At 40.7% G+C, this 23623-nt stretch carries 20 protein-coding genes; 16 read left to right on the forward strand and 4 right to left on the reverse strand.

Going from position 1 to position 23623, the window contains the following annotated elements; genetic code table 11:
- Window positions 1-8: 8 nt before the first annotated feature.
- Both LH29_RS15495 and LH29_RS15500 read right to left on the reverse strand, forming a co-directional pair.
- Window positions 9-1055, reverse strand: a complete 1047-nt coding sequence (locus LH29_RS15495) for an ATP-grasp domain-containing protein (RefSeq protein WP_045031440.1) — start codon at window positions 1053-1055, stop codon at window positions 9-11.
- 5 nt (window positions 1056-1060) lie between these two features.
- The gene (locus tag LH29_RS15500) at window positions 1061-1324 is read right to left on the reverse strand and encodes a PqqD family protein (RefSeq protein WP_045031442.1); all 264 of its coding nucleotides are present in this window, start codon (window positions 1322-1324) and stop codon (window positions 1061-1063) included.
- Between the two features lie 302 nt (window positions 1325-1626).
- Here LH29_RS15500 and asnS point away from each other — a divergent pair, with 302 nt between their 5' ends.
- From asnS to LH29_RS15515, 3 genes are all read left to right on the forward strand, one after another.
- Complete coding sequence (asnS, locus tag LH29_RS15505) at window positions 1627-3063, forward strand: asparagine--tRNA ligase (protein ID WP_045031443.1); 1437 nt, start codon at window positions 1627-1629, stop codon at window positions 3061-3063.
- Between the two features lie 64 nt (window positions 3064-3127).
- Complete coding sequence (rpoN, locus tag LH29_RS15510) at window positions 3128-4579, forward strand: RNA polymerase factor sigma-54 (protein ID WP_045031444.1); 1452 nt, start codon at window positions 3128-3130, stop codon at window positions 4577-4579.
- A 1-nt stretch (window position 4580) separates the two neighbouring features.
- Window positions 4581-5186: a phosphatase PAP2 family protein gene (locus LH29_RS15515; protein ID WP_045031445.1), complete on the forward strand. Its 606-nt coding sequence runs from the start codon at window positions 4581-4583 to the stop codon at window positions 5184-5186.
- 165 nt (window positions 5187-5351) lie between these two features.
- Here LH29_RS15515 and LH29_RS15520 read toward each other — a convergent pair whose 3' ends face one another.
- Window positions 5352-6050, reverse strand: coding sequence for a response regulator transcription factor (locus LH29_RS15520; RefSeq protein ID WP_045031446.1), 699 nt, complete (start codon window positions 6048-6050; stop codon window positions 5352-5354).
- A 159-nt stretch (window positions 6051-6209) separates the two neighbouring features.
- A complete protein-coding gene (locus LH29_RS15525; RefSeq protein WP_045031447.1) occupies window positions 6210-7247 on the reverse strand; it encodes a sensor histidine kinase in 1038 nt (345 codons plus the stop codon).
- Window positions 7248-7445: 198 nt separating this feature from the next.
- Here LH29_RS15525 and LH29_RS15530 point away from each other — a divergent pair, with 198 nt between their 5' ends.
- The 13 genes from LH29_RS15530 to LH29_RS15590 all read left to right on the forward strand — a co-directional run bounded on the left by LH29_RS15530 (window position 7446) and on the right by LH29_RS15590 (window position 23480).
- A complete protein-coding gene (locus LH29_RS15530; RefSeq protein WP_045031449.1) occupies window positions 7446-9716 on the forward strand; it encodes an inorganic phosphate transporter in 2271 nt (756 codons plus the stop codon).
- Between the two features lie 236 nt (window positions 9717-9952).
- Entirely contained in the window at window positions 9953-12214 is a 2262-nt protein-coding gene (locus LH29_RS15535) for an inorganic phosphate transporter (protein WP_045031451.1), read from the forward strand.
- Between the two features lie 318 nt (window positions 12215-12532).
- On the forward strand, window positions 12533-13273 hold the full coding sequence (locus LH29_RS15540) for a hypothetical protein (protein WP_045031453.1): 741 nt from the start codon (window positions 12533-12535) through the stop codon (window positions 13271-13273).
- A gap of 171 nt (window positions 13274-13444) precedes the next feature.
- The gene (locus LH29_RS15545; protein WP_045031455.1) at window positions 13445-13648 is read left to right on the forward strand and encodes a hypothetical protein; all 204 of its coding nucleotides are present in this window, start codon (window positions 13445-13447) and stop codon (window positions 13646-13648) included.
- A 358-nt stretch (window positions 13649-14006) separates the two neighbouring features.
- A complete protein-coding gene (locus LH29_RS15550; RefSeq protein WP_157493724.1) occupies window positions 14007-14534 on the forward strand; it encodes a hypothetical protein in 528 nt (175 codons plus the stop codon).
- Window positions 14535-14687: 153 nt separating this feature from the next.
- Complete coding sequence (locus tag LH29_RS15555) at window positions 14688-16073, forward strand: M61 family metallopeptidase (RefSeq protein WP_045031459.1); 1386 nt, start codon at window positions 14688-14690, stop codon at window positions 16071-16073.
- A gap of 144 nt (window positions 16074-16217) precedes the next feature.
- Entirely contained in the window at window positions 16218-17297 is a 1080-nt protein-coding gene (locus LH29_RS15560; RefSeq protein ID WP_232302854.1) for a nucleoside hydrolase-like domain-containing protein, read from the forward strand.
- A 742-nt stretch (window positions 17298-18039) separates the two neighbouring features.
- Window positions 18040-19020 carry a hypothetical protein gene (locus LH29_RS15565; RefSeq protein ID WP_157493725.1) on the forward strand — a complete coding sequence of 327 codons (981 nt, stop codon included), beginning with the start codon at window positions 18040-18042 and terminating at the stop codon, window positions 19018-19020.
- A gap of 58 nt (window positions 19021-19078) precedes the next feature.
- Entirely contained in the window at window positions 19079-20149 is a 1071-nt protein-coding gene (gene pstS / locus LH29_RS15570; protein WP_045031463.1) for a phosphate ABC transporter substrate-binding protein PstS, read from the forward strand.
- A gap of 85 nt (window positions 20150-20234) precedes the next feature.
- The gene (gene pstC / locus LH29_RS15575) at window positions 20235-21086 is read left to right on the forward strand and encodes a phosphate ABC transporter permease subunit PstC (RefSeq protein WP_045031962.1); all 852 of its coding nucleotides are present in this window, start codon (window positions 20235-20237) and stop codon (window positions 21084-21086) included.
- Between the two features lies 1 nt (window position 21087).
- Entirely contained in the window at window positions 21088-21972 is an 885-nt protein-coding gene (gene pstA / locus LH29_RS15580) for a phosphate ABC transporter permease PstA (protein WP_157493740.1), read from the forward strand.
- 12 nt (window positions 21973-21984) lie between these two features.
- Window positions 21985-22767 (forward strand): phosphate ABC transporter ATP-binding protein PstB, encoded by a 783-nt coding sequence (gene pstB, locus LH29_RS15585; protein ID WP_045031465.1) that lies wholly within the window; start codon window positions 21985-21987, stop codon window positions 22765-22767.
- Window positions 22768-22796: 29 nt separating this feature from the next.
- The gene (locus LH29_RS15590; protein WP_045031467.1) at window positions 22797-23480 is read left to right on the forward strand and encodes a phosphate signaling complex PhoU family protein; all 684 of its coding nucleotides are present in this window, start codon (window positions 22797-22799) and stop codon (window positions 23478-23480) included.
- Window positions 23481-23623 lie beyond the last annotated feature (143 nt).

Genomic DNA, 23623 nt, shown 5'->3' on the forward strand with positions numbered 1-23623 from the left:
TCTGAGTTTTATATTTCCTTATTCATTGATATGGCCGCAAATTTTTCGAGGTCAACAATGGCATCGTACGAATAGCGGACGAACATTTTCCCGATTTTATATTTTGTCATCGCTTGTACGTCCATTCCGAGAGCAAGTTTTACAAGTGCCTCGGGAATATTTTGACCGGCACCAACGGCGAGGTAAACCCAGGCCGGAACGCGTGGATTAATCTCGATGAGGTAATATTCGCCACCATTGGTTTTTATCAATTCGAGTTCCATTCCGCCTTTCCATTTTGTTTTTGAAATAATGGAACGGGTAAGTTCCATCATCTTTTCGTCGGCAAGTGTAATGCCACCCCAGGCTTTTCCTTTATCGGTAATATACTGTTTACGCATGGGAACAGCGGCAATAGTATTTCCTTTTCCATCGCCCAGTGCAATAACGTTTACCTCGGTTCCTTTCACAAATTCCTGTGCAATTACCGGAAATCCCCATTTCGATGCGATCGTATGAAAAGCCTGTTTTGCCTGTTCTTCGTTGTGAGCTACATAAGCGTCGTAAAACTGGCCTTTTATCATCACCGGGTAATTATATTTGTCTTCAAGGTCCTTGATCTGCCCCAGAGTACTCATGTTGATACTTCCCGGCACCTTAATGTCGTATTTCTTGCCAAATTCCGGAAGTTTGTCTTTTTCTCGTTCCTGAAACTGTTTCAGGTTGGGTAGAAAAGTCTGAATTCCACGGCTTCGCAATCGCCCTTCATTTTTCATAAAAGAAAAAAGTTCGGCATCCAGATTTGGAATAAGAACATCGATATGTTCCTGTTGATGAATATTTTCAATACGCTCAATCAATTCATCCGAACCGGATGAGGGATAAGGTATCTGGAAAATTCGGTCGCACAGGTTTTCCATGTAAATTCCCGGTTCCAGGTTTTCGTAGACCAGCCCGATAATGCGGGCATCAAACGCTTCCGATTCTTTTATGCCACGAATAAATGGTACACCGGCCCCCGGATTATCGGTGTTGTTCAATCCGGTTACAGCAAGTGTGATTTTTTGCTTGTTCATGACTATTATTTGAAATCGAGCGGATTGTCTTGTAAAACAATTTGGTGATGCTTTAACAACGCGCAGAATTCGTAAAAATCCTTTTCAAACGAAAGGTCATCAATGTCGTATTTCTCCATAACTTCCGTTTTAATCTGATCAAAGCTTTTTTCAGCTTCAATATTTTTCATGAGTTCCAATGCGAAAGGATTCAGGTTGAATGAATCGCCGGTTCGTGAGTTGAAAACAAATCCGTTGTCGCTTATTTTTATGTCCTCTGTGATTTTCATTTTACCGTCTGAATTAAATTATATCATTGGTTTGACACGGCCGGACTTAAAAACTTGCGTGGATAATAAAATTTTATCCGAAGGCACATTTTTCAGGAATTGTAGGGCTTCCTGTTAATTCAGCATAAAGAAGTTGATTCGTAGGGTCAGTTTATTTCACGTAAGTATTAAAAATAGGACGAAAATGTTTCTTACAGTTACATAATTGCTAATAAAGTATAAATTTGTAAGCTCAAAATTCGAAAAGTTAAAAGGCTGTAAAAAGCTGAACAGACAAATTAAAGGCAGAAAAAATAAACATCATGGCACGTTTGAAAATTAAAGAGATTCTGAAGAATGGAGAAACAGGCAGCGAAGTTGTTGCCAAAGGTTGGGTGAGGACAAAACGCGGAAGTAAAAATGTAAATTTTATTGCGTTGAATGACGGATCTACCATTCATAATCTTCAGGTGGTGGTTGATGTTGAAAGTTTCGACGAAGCACTATTACGCGATATAACAACCGGAGCTGCAATTGCAGTTACCGGAGAATTGGTTGAATCAGCCGGAAGTGGTCAAAATGTTGAGCTGAACGCAAAATCAATTGATTTGCTCGGAAAAGCTGATCCTGAAAAATATCCGATCCAGCCAAAGAAACACTCGCTGGAATTCTTGCGCGAAAATGCACACCTGCGTTTCCGTACCAATACTTTTAGTGCAGTTTTTCGTATCCGGCACGCGATGGCATTTGCCATTCATAAATATTTTAACGAAAAAGGATTTAACTACCTGCACACGCCAATTGTAACGGCCAGCGATGCCGAGGGAGCCGGACAGATGTTCCGTGTTTCAACATTGGATGCAAAAAATCCGCCGTTAACCGAAGAAGGAGAGGTAGATTACAGCCAGGACTTTTTCGGAAAAGCTACTAACCTAACGGTTTCCGGTCAGTTGGAAGGCGAGTTGGGTGCGTTGGCGCTTGGCGAGATTTATACTTTCGGCCCAACATTCCGCGCCGAGAATTCAAATACAACACGTCACCTGGCAGAATTCTGGATGATCGAGCCTGAGATGGCTTTTTATGATCTGAAAGACAACATGGACCTGGCGGAAGAATTCCTGAAATACTGTATTCAGTATGCGCTTGATAATTGTATGGACGATCTGCAGTTTTTGGCTCAGCGACTGAAAGAAGAGGAGAAAAACAAACCTCAGGACCAGCGCTCGATGGATTTGATCGAAAAGCTGGAGTTTGTTCTGAAAAACGATTTTATACGTTTGCCATACACCGAGGCAATTGATATTCTGAAAAACTCGAAACCTTATAAAAAGAAAAAATTCCAGTTCCCGGTTGACTGGGGCGTTGACCTGCAAAGCGAGCACGAACGTTACCTGGTAGAGAAACACTTTAAGTGTCCGGTAATTCTTATCGATTACCCGAAAGACATTAAAGCGTTCTACATGAAACAGAACGACGACGGTAAAACTGTTGGAGCAATGGATGTATTGTTTCCGGGCATTGGCGAAATTATTGGTGGTTCGCAACGTGAGGAAGACCTTGAAAAGCTGACAAAACGTATGGAGGAAATGGATATTCCGACAGAGGAAATGTGGTGGTACCTTGATACGCGACGTTTTGGTTCGGTAGTGCACAGTGGCTTTGGCCTTGGCTTCGAGCGTCTTATGCTTTTTGTTACCGGAATGGGCAACATCCGCGATGTAATTGCCTTTCCGCGTGCACCTAAAAATGCTGAATTTTGATGGTGTAATTTAGAAAAGCTACTCCGAAAAAAATGTTATTTTTACGGAGGTAACAATTGGGATTATGGAGCAAAAACTATCACTACAACAGAAGCTGCTCCAAAAGTTATCACCTCAGCAAATTCAGGTGATCAAACTTTTGGAAATCCCAACTATGCAACTCGAGCAGCGGATTAAAAAGGAGCTGGAAGAAAATCCGGTTCTGGAATTGGAATCGGATAATCCCTCGTCGGATGTCGACCAAATGGATGATGGACAGGATAATAATACGGATGTTGACAACGAAGAGTTTTCGATGGACGATTATTACGAAGACGAGGAAATTCCAACCTACAAGTTAAACGTAAATAATTATTCAAAAGACGATAAATACATCGATGTGCCGTTTTCGGTAGGTACAAGTTTTCATGAATTTTTGCATGAACAACTGGGGCTGGCCGATTTGGATGATGAGGAGCAGCAACTTGCCGAATATATTATCGGGAACATTGATGACGACGGATACCTCCGCCGCGATTTAATGGCCATCAGCGATGATTTGGCCTTTAATATGAACCTCGATGTTCCGGAGGAAAAACTGGAGAAGATTTTATTGGCTATTCAGGATTTTGATCCTCCCGGAATTGCAGCACGCGATTTACGCGAATGTTTATTGCTGCAACTGGAGCGGAAAGAGGACAAGGGATTTCAATTGGCTAAAACCATTGTAAAAGACTATTTCCCGGAGTTCACAAAAAAGCATTACGATAAAATCAGAACAAAACTGGAGCTTTCGGATGAGGAGCTAAAAAAGGGTATCGACGAGGTACTTAAATTAAATCCCAAACCGGGCAGTTCTTACAGTAATCCTTTAAATAAATCAAATCAGCATATTGTTCCCGATTTTATTCTGGAATTGGTCGACGGGGAATTGAGTCTTTCGTTAAACCAGCGAAACGTTCCGGAGCTTAAAATCAACGACACCTATACCGAGATGCTGAGAACCATGAGCCAGAACCAGAAGGCACAAAAAACCGACAAAGAAGCGGTAACTTTTGTGAAACAAAAACTGGATTCGGCAAAATGGTTTATCGATGCCATACACCAGCGGCAAACGACTCTGTTGCTTACCATGTCGGAGATTATCAGCTTTCAGAAAGAGTATTTTCAGGAAGGCGACGAAACAAAACTTCGTCCGATGATTTTAAAAGACATTGCCGAAAGAACGGGGCTTGATATTTCAACCATATCAAGGGTTTCGAACAGTAAATACATTCAAACGCATTTTGGAATTTACCCGCTGAAATATTTCTTTTCCGAAGGTTTGGCAAAAGACGACGGTGAAGAGGTTTCAACACGCGAGATCAAAAAAATTCTGCAGGAATGTATCGAAGGAGAGGATAAACGTAAACCTCTTACCGATGAGAAACTGGCCAAAATTCTTAAAGAAAAATCATACAATATTGCGCGAAGAACTGTTGCAAAATATCGCGAGCAGCTGGGAGTACCGGTAGCGCGTTTACGAAAAGAATTATAAGATGTCGGAGAAAATAGCACGAATTATATCTGTAATATTTCACCCGGTATTGATTCCGACCATTGGCATGTTTCTGCTCTTGAATTCCGGATTTTATTTCGATTTACTTTTGTGGGAAGCCAAACGTTTTGTGTTGTTGGTAGTGTTTTTTACTACCTGTATTTTGCCTATGCTTTCAGTGGCAGTTCTTTCGCTAAATCCGCGTTTTGATATTAATATGCCCGGCAACCGCGATCGTTTAATCCCGCTATTAAGTGCATCGGTTTTTTACTACCTCGGTTTTATTTTATTACGAAAGGTACAGGCTGTTCCCGAGTTTAAATTGTTTATGCTGGCATCGGTGCTGGTGCTTGTTGTGTTGCTTGTTGTTTCGCTAAAATGGAAAATCAGTAACCACATGGCAGCCATTGGAGGTTTAAGCGGAACCTTGTTTGCACTGTCGTTCCGAAACGGCGTGAACCCGGTTTATTCGGTTTTAATAGTTGTTTTGCTATCGGGCTTAATCGGAACTGCACGGCTTATTCTTGGTAAACACGATCTGAAACAGTTGGTGGCCGGTTACGGGCTTGGTTTTATTGTACTTTATCTGGTGCTTTATTTTGTGTGATCAAACGATTTCTCAGTAACTCATCATCTATATTTTTAGTTTCTTATCAGTCAGTGGTGGCATTTTTTAATCCTTTTTCCTATAGCCGAAAAAGGACTTCCAGTGAGTAGAGACAAAAAAAAGGGACTTTAAAAAGCCCCTTTCGTTATAATATCTTAATCTTTGTTATTCAACAAATTTGTAACCAATTCCTTTGAGCGTTTTAATGTGCTCGTTGCCGATTTTTTCGCGTAGTTTGCGGATATGAACATCGATTGTCCGGTCGCCAACCACAACGTTTTCGCCCCAAACCGAATAGTAAATTTCCTCGCGGGTAAATACTTTTCCGGGTTTCGAAACCAAAAGCGAAAGGAGTTCAAATTCTTTTCTTGGCAATATCATTTCGTTGTCGCCAATACGAATCAGGTAGCGTTCTTTGTCAATAAGAAGGTTGCCAATTGTTACGGTGTTGGTGTCAACCACTTCAACAGGTTGTGTAGCTTCGCCGGTACGTTTTAGCAGTGCTTTTACGCGGCTAACCAATACTTTTGGGCGAACCGGTTTGGTGATGTAATCGTCGGCTCCGGCCTCAAAACCTGCAATTTGCGAATAGTCTTCGCCACGCGCAGTTAAAAAGGCAATCACGGTGCTGCTCAGTGCCGGAATTTTCCGAAGCTCTTCGCACGCGGCAATTCCATCCATTTCCGGCATCATTACGTCGAGTATAATGAGGTGGGGTAACTGTTTTTCTGCAACCTTTATTGCTTCCGCACCATTTCGGGCAGTAAATACCTCGTATCCTTCTTTTTCAAGGTTGTAACTCAGAAATTCGAGGATATCCAACTCGTCATCAACCAGTAAAACTTTAAATTGATTTTCACTCATAACATAAAATTCTTGACAAAAGTAAATGCTGCTTATTACAGAACAATTAACTTTCCTTTAAACAAAAAATAAACACGAATCTAAAATAGTGCTTAATCGAACCAAAATACAAATTAATAGCCACTCTTACGGTTTTTTTTACGGAAAGTTTTGATTGGGCTACTTTTGCTTTTCGAGTGTAAAATTGAATGTGGTTCCCTGGTCGAGCACACTTCGTACGTTAATAGATTGATTATGAGCTTCGATAATGTGTTTTACAATCGAAAGTCCGAGTCCGGTGCCACCTTGCTCGCGCGAACGCGACTTGTCGACACGGAAGAAGCGCTCAAAAATACGTCGAAGATCTTTTTTCTCGATACCAATACCGTTATCGGCAACCTCAACAATTATATTGTCCTCTAAATCGTGGAATGAAATGTTTACGTAACCGTTTTGTTTGCCGTATTTTACGCCGTTAACAATAAGGTTGGTAATTACTTCGAGAATACGCTTTTTGTCGGCACGCACATAAATGGGCCTGTCGGGTTTGTTAATGATCTGCACTGTGATTTGGCTTTCCGAAGCTTGCCAGTGTTCCATTTCAATAACCTCCTCAACGGTTTTTACAATATCAAAACGGGTCATGTTTAGCTGCAACTCTCCCGATTCCAGTTTGGTGATCGATTCCAGGTCTTCAACAATCGATACCATACGGTCGATACTTTTTTCTGTGCGTTTCAGATACAGTTTATTGATTTTGGGGTCTTCCAGGCCGCCTTCCAAAAGCGTAAGAACATATCCCTGGATATTAAAAATTGGTGTTTTTAATTCGTGCGATACGTTTCCTACAAAATCTTTGCGGTATTTCTCCAGCTCTTTAAGTCGCTCAATTTCTTTCAATTGCGTTTTGGCCCATTCTTCAACCTCGTTTTTTACGTTTAAAAGCAAACTGTTCGAGTCGATTTTTTCCTCCATTTTCTTTCCGCTCAGTGGCAAATCGCGAATGGTATTATACAAGGGGCGGATACGATCGATAATGTATTTCTTAATAATGTATAAAATGGAAAAGTAGGCGGCTACAGAAAAGGCTACTGTAGAAATGGTTATAACCAAAATATTCTCGCCAAAGTAGTGTGCCAGCAAAGCGATTCCAAAGGCCAGCAAGGTTAAAATAAAGGCAACCAGTGAGGCAAGGAATTTCGAAGAATATGTTCTCATTTAATAATATTATGTTATGTTCTGTCTGTTGTTCGAAAATCGAACGTTACAAATTAAGGTTTCAAATGCCGTATAAAAAAGTGGTTATTAATTGGTTAATGGTAATTTCATGGTTAGTTAATATTTTATTAATATTACAAAACGATTAAACTTTTTACTTGCTTTATATTTGCCGACCTTTATTTAAAACCAAATTTAATGGAAAACTTTTACCTGATTCTTGTAATTGTACTTTTTGCATTAGCTATTTCAGACCTGATTGTAGGTGTAAGTAACGATGCAGTAAACTTCCTCAATTCGGCTGTGGGTTCGAAAGCAGCTCCAAAATGGGTGATATTTCTAATGGCCAGTTTAGGGGTGCTGATTGGGGCTACATTTTCAAGTGGAATGATGGAAGTAGCCCGAAAGGGTATTTTTCATCCCGAGATGTTTGTCTTTTCCGAAATCATGATCATTTTTCTGGCAGTAATGATAACCGATGTTATTCTGCTTGATATGTTCAATACCTTCGGAATGCCTACGTCTACAACCGTTTCCATTGTTTTCGAATTGCTTGGGGCTGCCGTGGCGGTATCGGTTGTAAAAATTAAGGTTGCCGGAGGTTCGGTATTGATGGAGCTGTCGCAATACATTAATTCGAGTAAGGCACTGGCCATTATTACCGGAATACTGCTCTCGGTGTTTGTGGCCTTTACGGTTGGAGCTCTTGTGCAGTATTTAACACGTATGTTGTTTACCTTTAAATATCGCGGACCGATGAAATATTTTGGTTCGGCTTTTGGAGGTTTGGCCATTACTGTAATTACCTATTTTATTGTGATAAAAGGTATGAAAGGTTCAACTTTCGCGAATATTGAGTTAAGCAGTGGCGAAACAATTCAGGAGTGGGTAAAACATCATACAGGATTAATGCTGATCTATAGTTTTGGCTTTTGGGTAATATTTATTCAGCTGCTGAAATGGATTTTTAATATAAAAATATTGAAGGTTGTGGTGCTGGCCGGTACATTTGCGCTGGCTATGGCTTTTGCCGGAAACGACCTGGTAAACTTTATTGGTGTGCCGCTGGCCGGTTTCAATTCGTTCCAGGCATGGGTAGCACAGGGAGCTACTGATCCTGATACCTTTTCGATGGCAATGCTGGCCGGAAAAGTGGGAACACCAACCTACATGTTATTGATTGCCGGACTGGTGATGATTGTAACCCTGATCATGTCGAAAAAGGCAAAGTCGGTTATTGCAACTTCGCTCGACCTTTCGAGACAAAATGAAGGCGATGAGCGTTTTGGTTCGTCGTTTGCAGCCCGGGTAATCGTTCGCGGAGCAACAAAATTTAATAACCGCGTAGCCAACATACTTCCATCGGCATTAACCGGGGGGATAAGCTCTCGTTTCGAACCGCATTCGTATGTTAGCGAAGACGATCAGGATCCGCCATCGTTTGATAAGGTGCGGGCATCGGTAAACCTGGTGGTGGCAAGTATCTTAATCGCCATTGGTACATCGCTTAAACTTCCGTTATCAACCACATACGTAACCTTTATGGTTGCAATGGGTACTTCGTTATCCGATCGTGCGTGGGATCGCGAAAGTGCGGTATACCGTATCTCAGGAGTTTTTGCCGTAATAGGTGGCTGGTTTTTAACCGCATTAATTGCTTTTTCAGTTTCAGGACTTGTGGCCTTACTCATTGCAGTTAGCGGTAAGTTCATGATCTTCGTTTTTGTTGTGGTGGCGATAATTATGGTTATCCGTACGCACACCTTAATGAAAAAACGTGATCAGCTGCAGGCCGAAGAAGATGAAGTTATTGAAGATGCTGACGCACAGGAAGAGATAATTGAGAAGAGTTCGAGACAAATGATAAAAGCCGTTAAATCGAGCGACGAGGTGGTTAAAGAAGGTATTAAATACTTCTTAAAAGAAGACCGGGCCGGCTTGAAAAAGGTACAGGAAACGTCTAAGAAATTCTCGAAACGGTCGAAACGAAACCGCGACAAAGTTTATTCAACCATTACAAAATTGGCTGAAGGCCCGTTTGATGCCAGTCATTTCTATGTGCAAATGATGGAGCATAAACGCGAAATGGCACACGCCGTACATTTTATGTTGGAGCCAATGATTAAGCACATTGAGAACAACCATAAACCGTTTATTGAAGAACAGCATACGGAATTAAAAGATGTTGCAGGTAATATTGATCAGTTCTTTAAATCAGTACTGAAAGATATTGAAGAAAAGACGTTTGAAGACATCGATCAAATAATTGAAGAGCGCGACAAGATTCTGGAACAAATTTACAAGATGGAGAAAAACCAGATTAAACGTATTAAAAATAAAATGGTTAATACGCGAAACTCTCAGTTGTTCTTCAAATTGATTTCGGAGATGGAGTATTTGTTATTACACACTATAAACCTGATGAAAGCGTACCGCGATTTTATAACCAATACAGTTCAAAAGAATTAAAAATCAATACATAGTATTTTTTAAAGCCGGAATAGTTATTCCGGCTTTTTTATTATTCGTAATTTGAAATCGATTATTGTTTATTCATATATTGCACCTGAGAGGCGAAAATGTAATCAAAATGTAATCAAAATGTAACAAAAATATTCCGTTTTTGGAACACCTTTGCCAGCGATTACAAAATGATTAAAGTTTTAAGTAGATTGTTATCAGACAGCATAATTAAAAACAAATAAATGGAAAATTTTTATTTAATTCTGGTGGTCGTTCTCTTTGCTTTGGCAATTTCCGATTTAATTGTTGGAGTAAGTAACGATGCAGTAAACTTTTTAAATTCTGCAATTGGATCGAAAGCTGCCCCAAAATGGGTTATCTTTCTGATGGCCAGTATTGGTGTACTGGTTGGAGCGACATTTTCGAATGGAATGATGGAAGTAGCCCGAAAAGGTATTTTTCATCCCGATCAGTTTTATTTTGCCGAGATCATGGTCATATTTCTGGCCGTAATGATCACCGATGTAATTCTTCTCGATTTGTTTAACACCTTTGGCATGCCAACATCAACAACGGTAAGTATCGTTTTCGAGTTGCTTGGATCGGCCGTGGCAGTTGCCGCCGTTAAAATCAAGGGAATGGGCCTTTCGGTAGCTGCCGAATTGTCGAATTACATAAACTCCAGTAAAGCGCTGGCAATTATAACGGGTATTCTGCTCTCGGTGTTTATCGCATTTAGTGTGGGGGCACTGGTAATGTACATCACCCGTTTTATCTTTTCGTTTCGCTACCGCGGGCCAATGAAATACTTCGGGTCGGCATTCGGAGGACTTGCCATTACCGCAATAACCTACTTTATTTTTATTAAAGGAATGAAAGGGTCTTCATTTGCAGGCGTTGAACTGGCATCGGGAGAAACCCTTCAGGATTATTTCAAGCATAATGTTGGATTTATATTACTGGTAAGTTTTGGCTTTTGGGTGGTATTTATTCAATTGCTGAAATGGATATTCAATATTAAAATTCTTAAGGTTGTTGTAATGGTTGGTACGTTTGCGCTGGCCATGGCCTTTGCCGGAAACGACCTTGTAAACTTTATTGGAGTGCCGGTAGCCGGATTTAAATCGTTCCAGGACTGGATGGCATCCGGAATGCCTGCCGACCAGTTCTCGATGGCAAATCTGGCCGGAAAGAGCAGTACTCCGCTTTACATGCTAATAGTTTCAGGTTTGGTAATGGTTATTACTTTAATCATGTCGAAAAAGGCACGTGCCGTTACCGAAACAGAAATTAACCTTAGCCGCCAGGATGCAGGCGACGAGCGTTTTGGTTCGTCACTGGCTGCACGTGTTATGGTGCGCGGTTTTACCAATTTCAACAAAAAAGTACAAAAGACGATGCCGGCGGCAGTTGGGAATACGCTGAAGTCAAGGTTCGAAAAACATTCGTATTATAACGACGACGCAGAAGCACCGGCATTCGATAAAATTCGTGCATCGGTAAACCTGGTAGTGGCCAGTATTCTTATTGCAATTGGTACGTCGTTAAAATTACCACTTTCAACTACCTACGTAACCTTTATGGTGGCAATGGGTACTTCATTGTCAGACCGCGCATGGGATCGCGACAGTGCCGTATACCGTATTTCGGGTGTGTTTGCCGTAATTGGCGGTTGGTTTTTAACGGCTTTAATTGCTTTTTCTGTGGCAGGATTAATTGCCCTGATTATCTCGCTTAGCGGTAAGTTTATGATCTTTGTATTTATTGCAGTGGCCATTTTTATGGTGGTACGAACTCAGATTCTTTTCCGTAAACGTGCTCAGGCAAAAGTAGCCGAAGAAGAAGATAATATTAAGGACGAGGATGCAACAGAAGATATTATTGCCAAAAGCGCCAAACAAATTTTAAAAGGCCTGTCTAACACTACCGATATACTTGAGGTGGGTATGCAAAGCTTTTTAAACGAAGACAGAGGCGGCCTGCGCAAAGCCGAAGAAGCCTGCAAAGTATTGTCGAAAAAAGCGAAAAAGAACAAGGATAAGGTGTTTAGGATTGCTGAGAAACTGATGGATAGCTCGGCAGAAACAACACACTACTATGTGCAAATGATCGAGCACAAACGCGAAATGGCACACGCAGTGCATTATATGCTTAGCCCGATGATTGCCCATGTTGAAAACAACCACAAACCATTTACCGAAGAGCAGGCGGCAGAATTAACCGCTACCATCGATAAGGTAACTGCAATTCTGAAAAAGGTAACGAAAATGGTGAAAAATCAGAGCTTCGATGGTATTGATGAGCTGATTAAAGAAATAGACCTTGTGGTTGAGTTGTTGCGTAAAAACGAGAAACAGCAATTCAAACGTGTGAAACAGCAATTGGTAAACACACGCAATTCGCAGTTGTACTTTAAAATACATACCGAATTGGAAAACTTGTTGCTTCATTCGATTAACCTGGTTAAATCGGAACGCGATTTTATTACCAATACAAGAAATTAGAGATTTCAAAACAGATATAAGGAAAGAGGAGGCGCTAGTCTCCTCTTTTTTTTGTTTATTGTTTGACGACAACACGGCGGTGCGCGATTGTATCGCATTCCGTTTTTTGAAACCACAAATAGCAAAAGTCCGGGGCTGTATAAAAGTATTGTATACAGCCCCGGACTCTTTTATGCGCTAAGGTTGTGTGCATTACATCTCCAGCACCCTGCTACAAAACATAAAAACAAATTTTGCATATGTTTACTATAAGCCATAACTTGAAGTGAATTATATGTTAAACCTCGTATCCCCGATACGAATAAAATCAAAAAAACCATGTCAGACCGACAAGATTACGATGCATGTTACGATGCATTTATGGCCATTCCGGCCGAAGAAGTAAAAGCACCTGGAATTCCTGTAGAAAGTGCAATTCAGGAGAATGAAAACCTTTATTTATGGAGCCTCGACGACAAGGCTGAGTTAATGGGCGCGGGTTTACCCGAAACAACTATCGATTCGTTAACAGTGCGCAACGGTGCCTGCCGCACAGCCGAGGCGATGTGGAAACGCGAACAACATACGCCACAGGATGCCCAAAAAGAATGGGAAGAGCGGGCACCGGCAGCTTACGAACTGCACGGCCGCTTGCTGCACGATTTCCGGTATGCTTTCCGTAACGACCCGCGCCTGTTAAAAAAGGTGAGCGACATTGCCGACGGAACCGGCGATGCCGATATGATTCAGGATTTAAGCAACCTGGTTGCCCTGGGCGAGGCCAATCCCGAACTATTGGCATTAATTAATTTTGATGTTACTTTACTTCCGCTGGCGGATACTACTGCCGACGAACTGGCCATAGTGCTGGCACAAGCCAATGGCGAAAAGGAAATCGACCACCAGGTAAAAATTATCCGCGACCGCGCCTACACCTATATGCAACAAGCTGCCGACGAAATTAAAAACTGCGGCCGCTATGTGTTCTGGAAAAACGAAGCACGACTGAAAGGCTACCGCAATATTTATAAAAACAAACATCGGAGTTCGGGAAGCAACAACGGTGATCTTAGCGATTAATTTTTGGTATTTGTGAGTTTTACCGGGGTGGAGAGGAGACCGCCCCGGTTTTTTTTGCTTTATCCCCTGGCAAAAAGTCAATTTGTACACATAAAAACCACTTATCCCTGACATTTTGTAAATTCTCCCGCGGGAGAACCGGAAAAATGTAAGGGAGAACACTTCAAAAGCATGGGAGAACCGCCCGCAAGTGGGGGAGAACGGCTTAAAACCATGGGAGAACGCCCTTTTTATATGGGAGAAGTGCTTGCACCCGTGGGAGAACTGACTTTTTTTGTGGGAGAACGGCTAATAAGCAGCTGCGGAAAGCTTACCACCAATAGCGGAACCTGTTTTTTACCCCGCCAACAACTGTTTATACCGATTAGCAATTGAATTGAGCCTTAAAATCGTTATACTCTTTAATGCTTTTCAATTGTCTATCGGCATTAACCATTATAATTTTAAAACTTCGCTTAAGTCTCAGTTTTAAAAATAATTGGTATAACATAAGTTTTGCTTACATTTAGTGCACTAAACAACAAAATGCCCGATACATTGAAAACTTCTCTTGCAAAAATAGAAACTAAAATCGGCCCGAATTCCGACCTTAACAAGAACATTATTAAAGAATTACAGCGGTGCAGACTAATAAGATATATGTTGCATTGAAACATCCACATACGTTGTGTGGCATTTTGCAAAGACAATCAGATTCATAAATAGACGATATAACCAATTAAAGCAATTAGAAATGAAAATTATCAAACTTGTACTTTTATTAACTTTTGGAGTTCTATTTTCAAGTGGAATATTGGCGAGAGCAGGAGACAAAAAAAATCAGCAGGATACAGAACAAATAATAGGTAAATACAGATTTACAATTGAATTTAAAGAAAACAAAAAATCAAATTCACTAGAAGAAGTAACCATAAAGTTTGAAAACAACTGTGAATATATTGCACTAAATAATTTTCTTTTAAATTTTTATTCAGAGAAAGACTCTTATTGGGGAATAAATGATGATTTCAGATTCACTCCTGATAATCCTTTGATACTAGCTGGTGACACAATTATTACTAAGACTCTTAAGCTGGATTCGTTTAAATTTAAATCAATGAAAACAAATGAATTTAAGAGTTTAAAGGAGATGATGAATATTCTATTATCTAACCCTGAGTACCGTATTGTTGCAACAATTGGTGACCCTTCTAAAAGTGAAAATCCTTATGAGTCAAGTTTGATTACACGTTCGAATATGATTACAATAAAAACAGAATAAAAAAACGACCACACAACATTTTGCATATTCCATAAGGGTTTCAGTGGTTTGCGAGCAGCGGTTTTCCGCTCATTCTCTCGTCCGTATGCGGACAGAGAATCACACGCAAACCCTTACGTAACATGCAATTTACCGTTACATAACATTATCAACATGAGAAGAATTATCGTTCTATTTTCATTTACCATAGCTATTACAAATCTAAGCGCACAGCAAAAGATTAGCTATTTGCTTAACAAGCAGGCAGACTTAAATAAAGTAACTATTCAAATCACATTTGATGCGCTATCGGCCAGTGATGCCAATTTAGTGATTCCTAGAAGTGCACCGGGAACCTATATTCTGACAAACTACATAGCTTTTATTGATGATGTTGTTGGTTATACAACTAGTGGTAAGCAGTTGCGAGGGATGATAGGGGACGGAAGCTTCTTTACATTCGGAGAAAGTAATGATCTTCTGAATAAGGTGAGTTATACGGTCGACATACAAAAAATGGAAATTGATTTATTAGATGCCTCCACGAGTTCCAAAGCAAGAAAAGACTATCTGGGACTGTTTGGGTATTCAGTATTTGGATTTATTGAAGGACTGGAAACAGAGGCCGTCAATCTAACGATCAATACCGACCCTTCATGGCCTATTTTTAGTACCTTAAGACCTGATACCAACCGAAAATACGGAACGGATAGTTATGAGGCTGAAAACTATGCCACACTGGTTGATGCTCAGTATCTCTTAGGTAAAGGCGTTCAGGTGATTCGAGTTGAAGAAGCACAAATTCCTTTATTTGTAGCGGCCTATGCTGCGACAACCGATGATTTGGAAGGTATCGGGAATACAGGTTTATTATCGCTGCAGAAACTTGCTGATTATTTTGGATACATTCCCATGCCTCATTACACCTTAGTATATGAGTTTCTTAAACCAATTTCAGAAAGACATGACTATGGTTTTAATATGGAACATCTAAATAGCATGACAGCACACAGGGATATTTCCCAGGAATATAATCCCAATAGAGATTTAGGAACTATCATACATCATATGGGACATTCATGGATTCCGTTAAGATCCTGGGGTGAAGGATACCGCCCATTTACATGGCAAGTGGCACCACTTATAGAAACAATCTGGTTAAATGAAGGATTTATATGGTATGTTTCTTTCCAAAGTATCCTTCATAACGAAGAAACATTAAACTGGTGGAAGTCCAACATAGACAATGCTCCGGATTTTATAAAAACCAAAACCTTAAAGGAATTATCTATTCTGGGTTCAACCCAATATGCCTCTGATTTTAGAATAGGAAAAAATCTTTTTTCAAGAGGAGCTTTAATGGCTTATGATTTAGATGAGTATATTCAAAAACAAACCAACGGGAATAAATCCTTTAAGGATGCTATGCTTGGATTGCTTAATTGGTCAAATGAAAATCAAAGAGCATTTAAATACAATGAGATTGAGTTGATAATGTCTAAGGCCACTGGTGTGGACTTAAGTCCGATATGGAATAAATGGCAAAATGCCCCGGAATAAGTAAAACATTATGTACAAGTAATGGCAGGCGATGTGGTAAATTTCAAGGTTTGAGCGGAAACTACCTCGAAATCTGCCACTACTCATACAAGTGACCGTTATACTGACATAATGAAGGGGGCTTTAATACAAAAGAATTAAATTATGAGGTGTTTATATCGGAACCTGGCAATGCTATTTTTAGTTCTGGTCGTTTTGGCAGTAATGAGCTGCAATTCGAAGTCAGAATCAAACATGACATTCGATGTAATAATCGACACCGATTTAGGAGGCGACCCTGATGATATTCAATCATTGTTCAGGGCAGTTCATTATAGCGATATATTGAAAATTAAAGGAATTGTTTCCACCCCCTGTACGCAGATAGAGGCCCACCCCTGGGACACGATTCCCCACGTAGAATTGATCTCATCCTGGATAAAACGGATAGATGTTGATCATCTGCGTCAAAACGGGTATAACGATCTGATGGATGAAAAAACACTTTTGGGTTTGGTTACTCTTGGCTCGGAACATCCAGGTTTGCCGGCTCTCGAAAAATCCTCTGAAGGATCGCAATGGATTATAAAAACCGCGCGGAATTACACGAAGGAAAACCCACTTTGGATTCTTGTATGGGGAAGTATAACAACAACTGCACAAGCGCTGTATGATGCACCTGATATAGCTGATAAAATTAGAATCTACTACATTAGTTCCTCAAACACTCTACACGATACCGCCAGCAGAGACTTCATTTTTGATTTCATGGAGAATAAATATGCTGAATTATGGTGGATAGAGAATGGCATTCTTCCCCGGGGAACTCATGAAACATTCAGAGGAGTTTACCAGTCGGGGTTGCAGGAAGGAGAGTGGGCTTATACCGCTTTTGTTGATCACAACATCAGAAATCATGGGTCGGATCATAGCGGTTTATTTGCCGAAAAGTGTGGAGATGTATTTCCGGTTGCCAACTGGCCAAAAAGCAGTTTGAAGGAGGGCGATAGTCCTTCCATTTTATATTTAACATCTTCGGTTATCGGAAATGTTGGGGATGTTGATGACCCTACAAAAGAAAGCTGGGGTGGTCAGTTCAGGCATTACGATGAAGATAAATTTCCTAATCATTATATCGATCTCGATTTACCTGCCTATGAATGTCAATGGACTATTGGTAAATGGCGATACGATTTTTTGAAGGATTGGAAACAACGCTGGGATAGATATGACAGTAAGGAATAAATGCATTAAGATACAAGAGTTTAATGTGTAAAGGTTTCAGCGGTTCTTCAGCGTTATCACTCACGGTATATCAACCTAAATTAATTAACAATGAATAAGAAAATAGTAAAGATTATTGGAATTATTGCAATCGTAATAATTGTAGTTGTATTTCTTGATTATGCTTTGGGCGAAATTTTAACCGGATGGAATAACCCAAAATAACCAAGGCCTTGATAATGCGGTATTGTACTGCGTGCGGTTTAGTAACATCAAAGTAAAGGTCCGGGGCTGTATAAATGTCTTGTATACAGACCCGGACTTTTTTTCTGAAAGTTACTTGAAAGCCAATAGCAAAATCTGGCTCAAAATTTATTGACTCACCCTGATTGTGCCTTTGACACAATCGTCCCTCTCTACCAGTAGAGAGGGAGTGAGGGAGAGTTAACTGAAAGTTTGTTTTACTTTCATCTCTGTTGGTGATTCTCGGAGATAATGAATGTGCTAAGCTCCCTTGTCTGCCAAAAACAAACTATCCCATCCAAAAATTTCTATTCCCTCAATTAAAAAATGGCGTGTTACATTTTTGTAATTTTAGTATTGCAATAAAGCAGGTGTTGAAATACAGCTGTTTACGCTGTGTTGCGCGAAATAAATTAATCGTTTTGTAATATTATTGTAATTCGGGTGTAATAGCGTTGCTACACTTTTGCCTTCGTAAAATAACAGACAAAATTCAATCTTAAGTTATAAAATGAAAAAAATGTCATTGCTGTTATTGTTGATTCAAGGAATCGTAATAACAGGATTTAGTCAGGAAAAAACCGAAGAGTTTAAACCAAATGGAAAACCACTCGCTTTGATTTTCACCAACTTTCATACTGCATTTTCCGATGGAGAATCTGCTTCGGAGTTTGAAAACACCCGTGCTTATTTAGGTTACGAGTACAATTTTAGCGAAGAGTTTTATGCTAAAGTTGTTTTTGATGTGGGCGATCCGAACGATGGAGGTGGCCACCAGTTGTCGGCATTTCTTAAAAATGCCTACGTGCAATATTCAAAAGATAATCTGAAAGCGTCGTTCGGAATGATTTCAACTACCCAATTTAAAGTTTCTGAAAAACTTTGGGGAAACCGTTACATGATGAAATCGTACCAGGATGAGTATAAATTCAACTCAAGTGCCGACCTTGGTTTTAATATCGACTACAAATTTGCCGATTTTATCAGTGCCGATTTTTCGGTGATCAATGGCGAAGGTTACAAAAAAGTTCAGGGCGACGACTTGTTGCGCTACGGAGCTGGAGCAACTATTAAGCCGGTTAAAAATGTATTGGCACGAGTGTTTGTTGACCAAACCGGCGACGAGGTAAAACAAAAGTCGCTGGCTACGCTGCTGGCTTACACCAACGGTAAATTTACACTGGCCGGAGAGTATAACTACCAGTCGAACTACAAAATGGTAGACGGTCAGAATCATTACGGAACATCGTTCTACAGCTGGTACAAGCCAAGCAGCAACTGGAAACTGTTTGCCCGTTACGATGATCTGAACTCGGATAAAGTGGAAGGTGAAACCGAAGCATGGAACATTAACAAAGATGGCCAGTTAATGATCGCAGGTGTGGAGTACGCTCCTGTAAAAGGTGTGAAATTTACGCCAAACGTACGCTTCTTTAACCCCGATAAGGTAGATGCAGAGAATATCACCTACCTGTATTTAAGTGCTGAGTTTAAATTTTAATCAGCCAAAGAAAACAGAAAACAGAAAACAGAAAACTGGAAATTTTAAATAAATAAAGATGAAGAATTTAGCCTTACTGGTTTTAACAGTATTTATTCTGGGAGCTTGCTCTAACTCGTCAAACAAACAAGGTGGAGAAAAAGCCGGAACTTCGAAAGTGACTTTAACAGCTGCGGGAGCTACTTTCCCGATGCCATATTACAATATGGTGTTTAAGAACTATACTTCAGAATTTGGGACACTGCTTACTTATGGCGGAATCGGTTCAGGCGGCGGTATCCGCAGTTTAACCGATAAAGTGGTTGACTTTGGAGCAACCGATGCTTACCTGAGCGACGATAAACTGGCTGAAATGCCTGCTGAAGTAGTTCACATTCCAACTGTATTGGGTGCTGTTGTTATTGCTTATAACCTTCCTGGTGTTGATGGCCTCAAACTATCGAACGAATTGCTGGAGAAAATTTTCATGGGTGAAATTACCAACTGGAACGATCCGGCAATTAAAGCCAACAACGAAGGCCTGGCCCTTCCTGATATGGAAATCACTTTCGTACACCGTTCGGATGGTAGCGGAACAACTTACATTTTCAGTGACTACATGACTAAGATCAGCACAAAATGGGCTGATGCTGTAGGAACAGGAAAATCGTTACAATGGCCTGTTGGAATGGGTGCTAAAGGAAATCCCGGAGTTGCAGGTACTATTAGCCAAACTGAAGGAGCCATTGGTTACATCGGTTCGGAATATGCATTTGCACAGAAAATCCAAACCGCATTGGTGCAAAACAGCGCAGGTAACTATATCGAGCCATCAATTGCTTCGGTTAGTGCTGCTGCAAAAGGAGAAATTCCTGCCGATACCCGTATCATGCTGACCAATTCTGACGATCCTGAATCATACCCGATCAGCGGTTTCACATGGATCATTCTTTACAAAGAGCAAAACTACGATGGTCGCGCTAAAGATCAGGCGCTGGCAACAGTTACTTTCCTTGATTGGTTGGTAAGTGCCGATGCACAAGGTCAGGCCGAAAAGGTACACTACGCGCCGCTTCCGGATGCAGCTGCCGAAAAAGCCAAAGCGATTTTACGCTCGGTTACTTTCGATGGGCAACCATTGTTAAAATAGTAAGGTTTAGTTATAGAAAACAGATTTAATGAAACTGGGAAAGCTGCCGGCAAAGCAGTTTTCTCAGCTTCTTAAAGTCCACCAAATGAACAGCGATAAAATAACAAAAGGCGTTCTCCTGCTCTCATCGTTCGTTATACTTTTTGTAGCTGGGGGAATGATCTTTTCGTTGGTTGAAGGTGCCATTCCTGCACTGAAAAGTTTTGGGCTGAGTTTTATTTGGTCGAACAACTGGAATCCAACCGAAGGAAAAGAAAACTACGGAGCGCTTCCGTTTATTGCCGGAACAATCATTACGTCGGTAGCGGCGCTGCTTATCAGTTTACCCTTATCGTTTTCGGTTTCATTGTTTCTGGGCGAGTATTACCGCGGAACCCGAATTGCAAAAATACTGGGACCCATGGTCGATCTGCTTGCCGGAATTCCTTCAATTGTTTACGGTTTGTGGGGGTTTTATGTGCTTCGTCCGCTGCTTATCGATCTGGGATTACCCAACCAGGGATTTGGAATTTTCACCGCCAGCATTATTCTGGCAATTATGATCATTCCTTACGCCACATCGCTGAGTAACGAAATTATTACCATGGTACCGAACGAGCTGAAAGAAGCAGCCTATTCGCTTGGAGCTACCCGCTCGGAAGTGATCTTTAATGTGGTTGTACCATCGGCACGATCGGGTATTATTGCCGGTTACATTTTGTCTTTCGGGCGTGCATTGGGCGAAACCATGGCAGTAACCATGCTGATCGGTAACGCCAATATCGTCCCCGATGGATTTTTCAGCACGGGAAACACAATGGCCTCGGTAATTGCCAACCAGTTTGGCGAAGCCGATGGTTTGAAACTCAGCTCTTTGATTGCTATTGGTTTATTGCTGTTCCTGATGACCGGAATAATCAATGCCATTGGTAAGTTCATCATTAAACGAATGGGGTAACATGAATTCTGCAGCAAAAATAACGGTGGCAAATCTCAGTCGAAGAACTTTGAAAGACAAGCTATTCAAAGGACTTGTGCTCTTTATGTCGCTCATAACCATTTCGCCAATTGTACTTATTATTTACAAATTGGTGGAAAAAGGTTATCGTCAGATCAGCCTGGATTTTATTATCAAAACGCCACCAAATACTTTCGAGGCAATGACTGCACTGAGCAATGGCGAGTTAATTCCCGGGGGTATTGCAAACGGAATTACAGGAACATTGTTAATGGTGGTTCTGGCGTCGGTTATTGCCATTCCGGTTGGAGTTATTACAGGCATTTACCTGTACGAGAATCCGGGAAAACTGCTGGCAAATCTTACCCGAAATATTTCGGATATTTTGCAGGGTGTTCCTTCTATCGTATTAGGACTTATTGCTTACATGTGGATCGTAAAGCCCATTACCAGCGGTTTTTCGGCGCTGGCAGGTAGTGTGTCCTTATCGATTATGATGTTGCCTATGATTGTGCGCTCAACGGAGGAAACGCTGAAAATGATCCCTGAGTCGATTAAAGAAGCAGCTGTTGCATTGGGTGTGCCGTATTACAAAGTAATTCTGCGCGTGCTTATTCCAACCGGATTTAGCGGTTTGCTAACAGGTATTTTACTGGGTATTTCGCGTATTCTTGGAGAAACAGCACCATTAATGCTCACAGCACTGGGCAGCTCAGTAATTAATTTGGACATTACCAAACCAACAAGTGCAATACCCCTGTTAATCTGGGAGTTTTACAACGACCCGAATATGGTAGACCTGATTTGGAGCTCATCGTTATTACTGATGGGAATGGTACTGACCTTAAACCTGGTATCGAAACGAATAGCTGCCCGAACGAAATAGAGAAGAAATAGTATGAAAGAAGATAACGTAAATATCAAAGATCCTGTACTTTCTATTCGCAATCTATCGGTTGCGTACGATAAGGGGAATTATGCTGTAAAGGACGTTTCGGCCGATATTAAACGAAACGCGGTAACAGCAATTATGGGCCCGTCGGGATGCGGAAAAAGTACCATGTTGCGTGCCATTAACCGCATGCACGAGTTGTACGAAAACATCGAAACCAAAGGATCGCTCATTTTAAACGGCAAGGATATTACCGACATGCCAACCATTCAATTACGTCGTATGGCTGGTATGGTATTTCAACGTCCGAATCCGTTCCCGACATTGAGCATTTACGACAACGTAATTGCCGGCTATAAATTAAACGGCATTCGTTTAAAGAAAAAAGAACGCGACGAAGTGGTTGAGCGCTCATTGCGCGACGTTACACTTTGGGACGAGGTAAAAGATACTTTGCATAAAAAAGGAACATTCCTTTCAGGTGGTCAGCAACAACGACTTTGTATTGCGAGGGCGCTGGCGTTCGATCCGGAAGTGATTTTACTCGACGAACCCACCTCGGCACTAGATCCTGTGGCAACTTCAAAAATCGAAGACTTGCTGGTAAAGTTAAAAGAGAATTATTCGATACTGATGGTGACACACAACATGTCGCAGGCAGCACGAATCTCTGATTATTCAATGTTTATGTACCTCGGCGAATTGGTTGAATATGGTAAAACAAAAGATATGTTTACCAATCCAAAAGACCGTCGTACAGAAGAATACCTGACCGGGAAATTCGGTTAATTTTTTAACTTCATTAAAATTCTACAGTTATGACTTTAAAGAAGGATGATGCCATAAAAGCGATAATGAGCGATTTTGAAGAGTTTGCCAACCTGGTGCTTCACCAACTCGATTTGTTGGAGACGCTCATTTCAACAGGCGAAACAAAATTTCCGAAGGAAAAAAGCAAAGAGTTGTACGACAACGAGAATACGCTGGATAAGATGGAAGTTAAAATCAGCGACAAGATCATTAATACCATCACTTTATACCAGCCGGTGGCTTCCGATATCCGGAAAATTATGGCTTGTTATCGTATTATTATGAGCCTCGAGCGTGTTGGGGATATGGTAATTAATGTACTGAATTTTGTTGAAAGCATTAAAACCCCCGAAGTGTACACCAAACTTTCAGAAGTGGTTTCCAACATGCTTATTCAGAGTTCTAATATGGTTAACAAATCGTTGCTGGCATTTACCAACGATGATAAGGATTATGCCATCTGGACGATAAAAAACGATGCTGTTGTTGATGAGCTCAATAAAAAAATGTTGAAAAAGGCCATTAAAAAAAGTGTGTCCTCAAACGAAGATAAAGAACTACTGATGAGTTTCATCAATATGAACAGTATGGTTAGCACCATCGAACGTATTGCTGATCAGGCCACAAACATCGCAGAGGCGGCTATTTATTCCATCGAAGGCAAGGATATACGACATAAAGACCTGAAGTAAGCTTGTTATTAACCTGAGTTCGATTCAAAATCTTGCCTCAGTTTCTATTAATTTTTAGCAGAAATTGATTCAGATTTTAGAAGAACTATCGGGATAATTTAAGAAAATATGAAACGATTTATGTAAAAATTAGTGAAATCCGA

Origin of the sequence: Draconibacterium sediminis (assembly GCF_000949475.1) — a bacterium.
GTDB classification, from domain to species: Bacteria; Bacteroidota; Bacteroidia; order Bacteroidales; family Prolixibacteraceae; genus Draconibacterium; species Draconibacterium sediminis.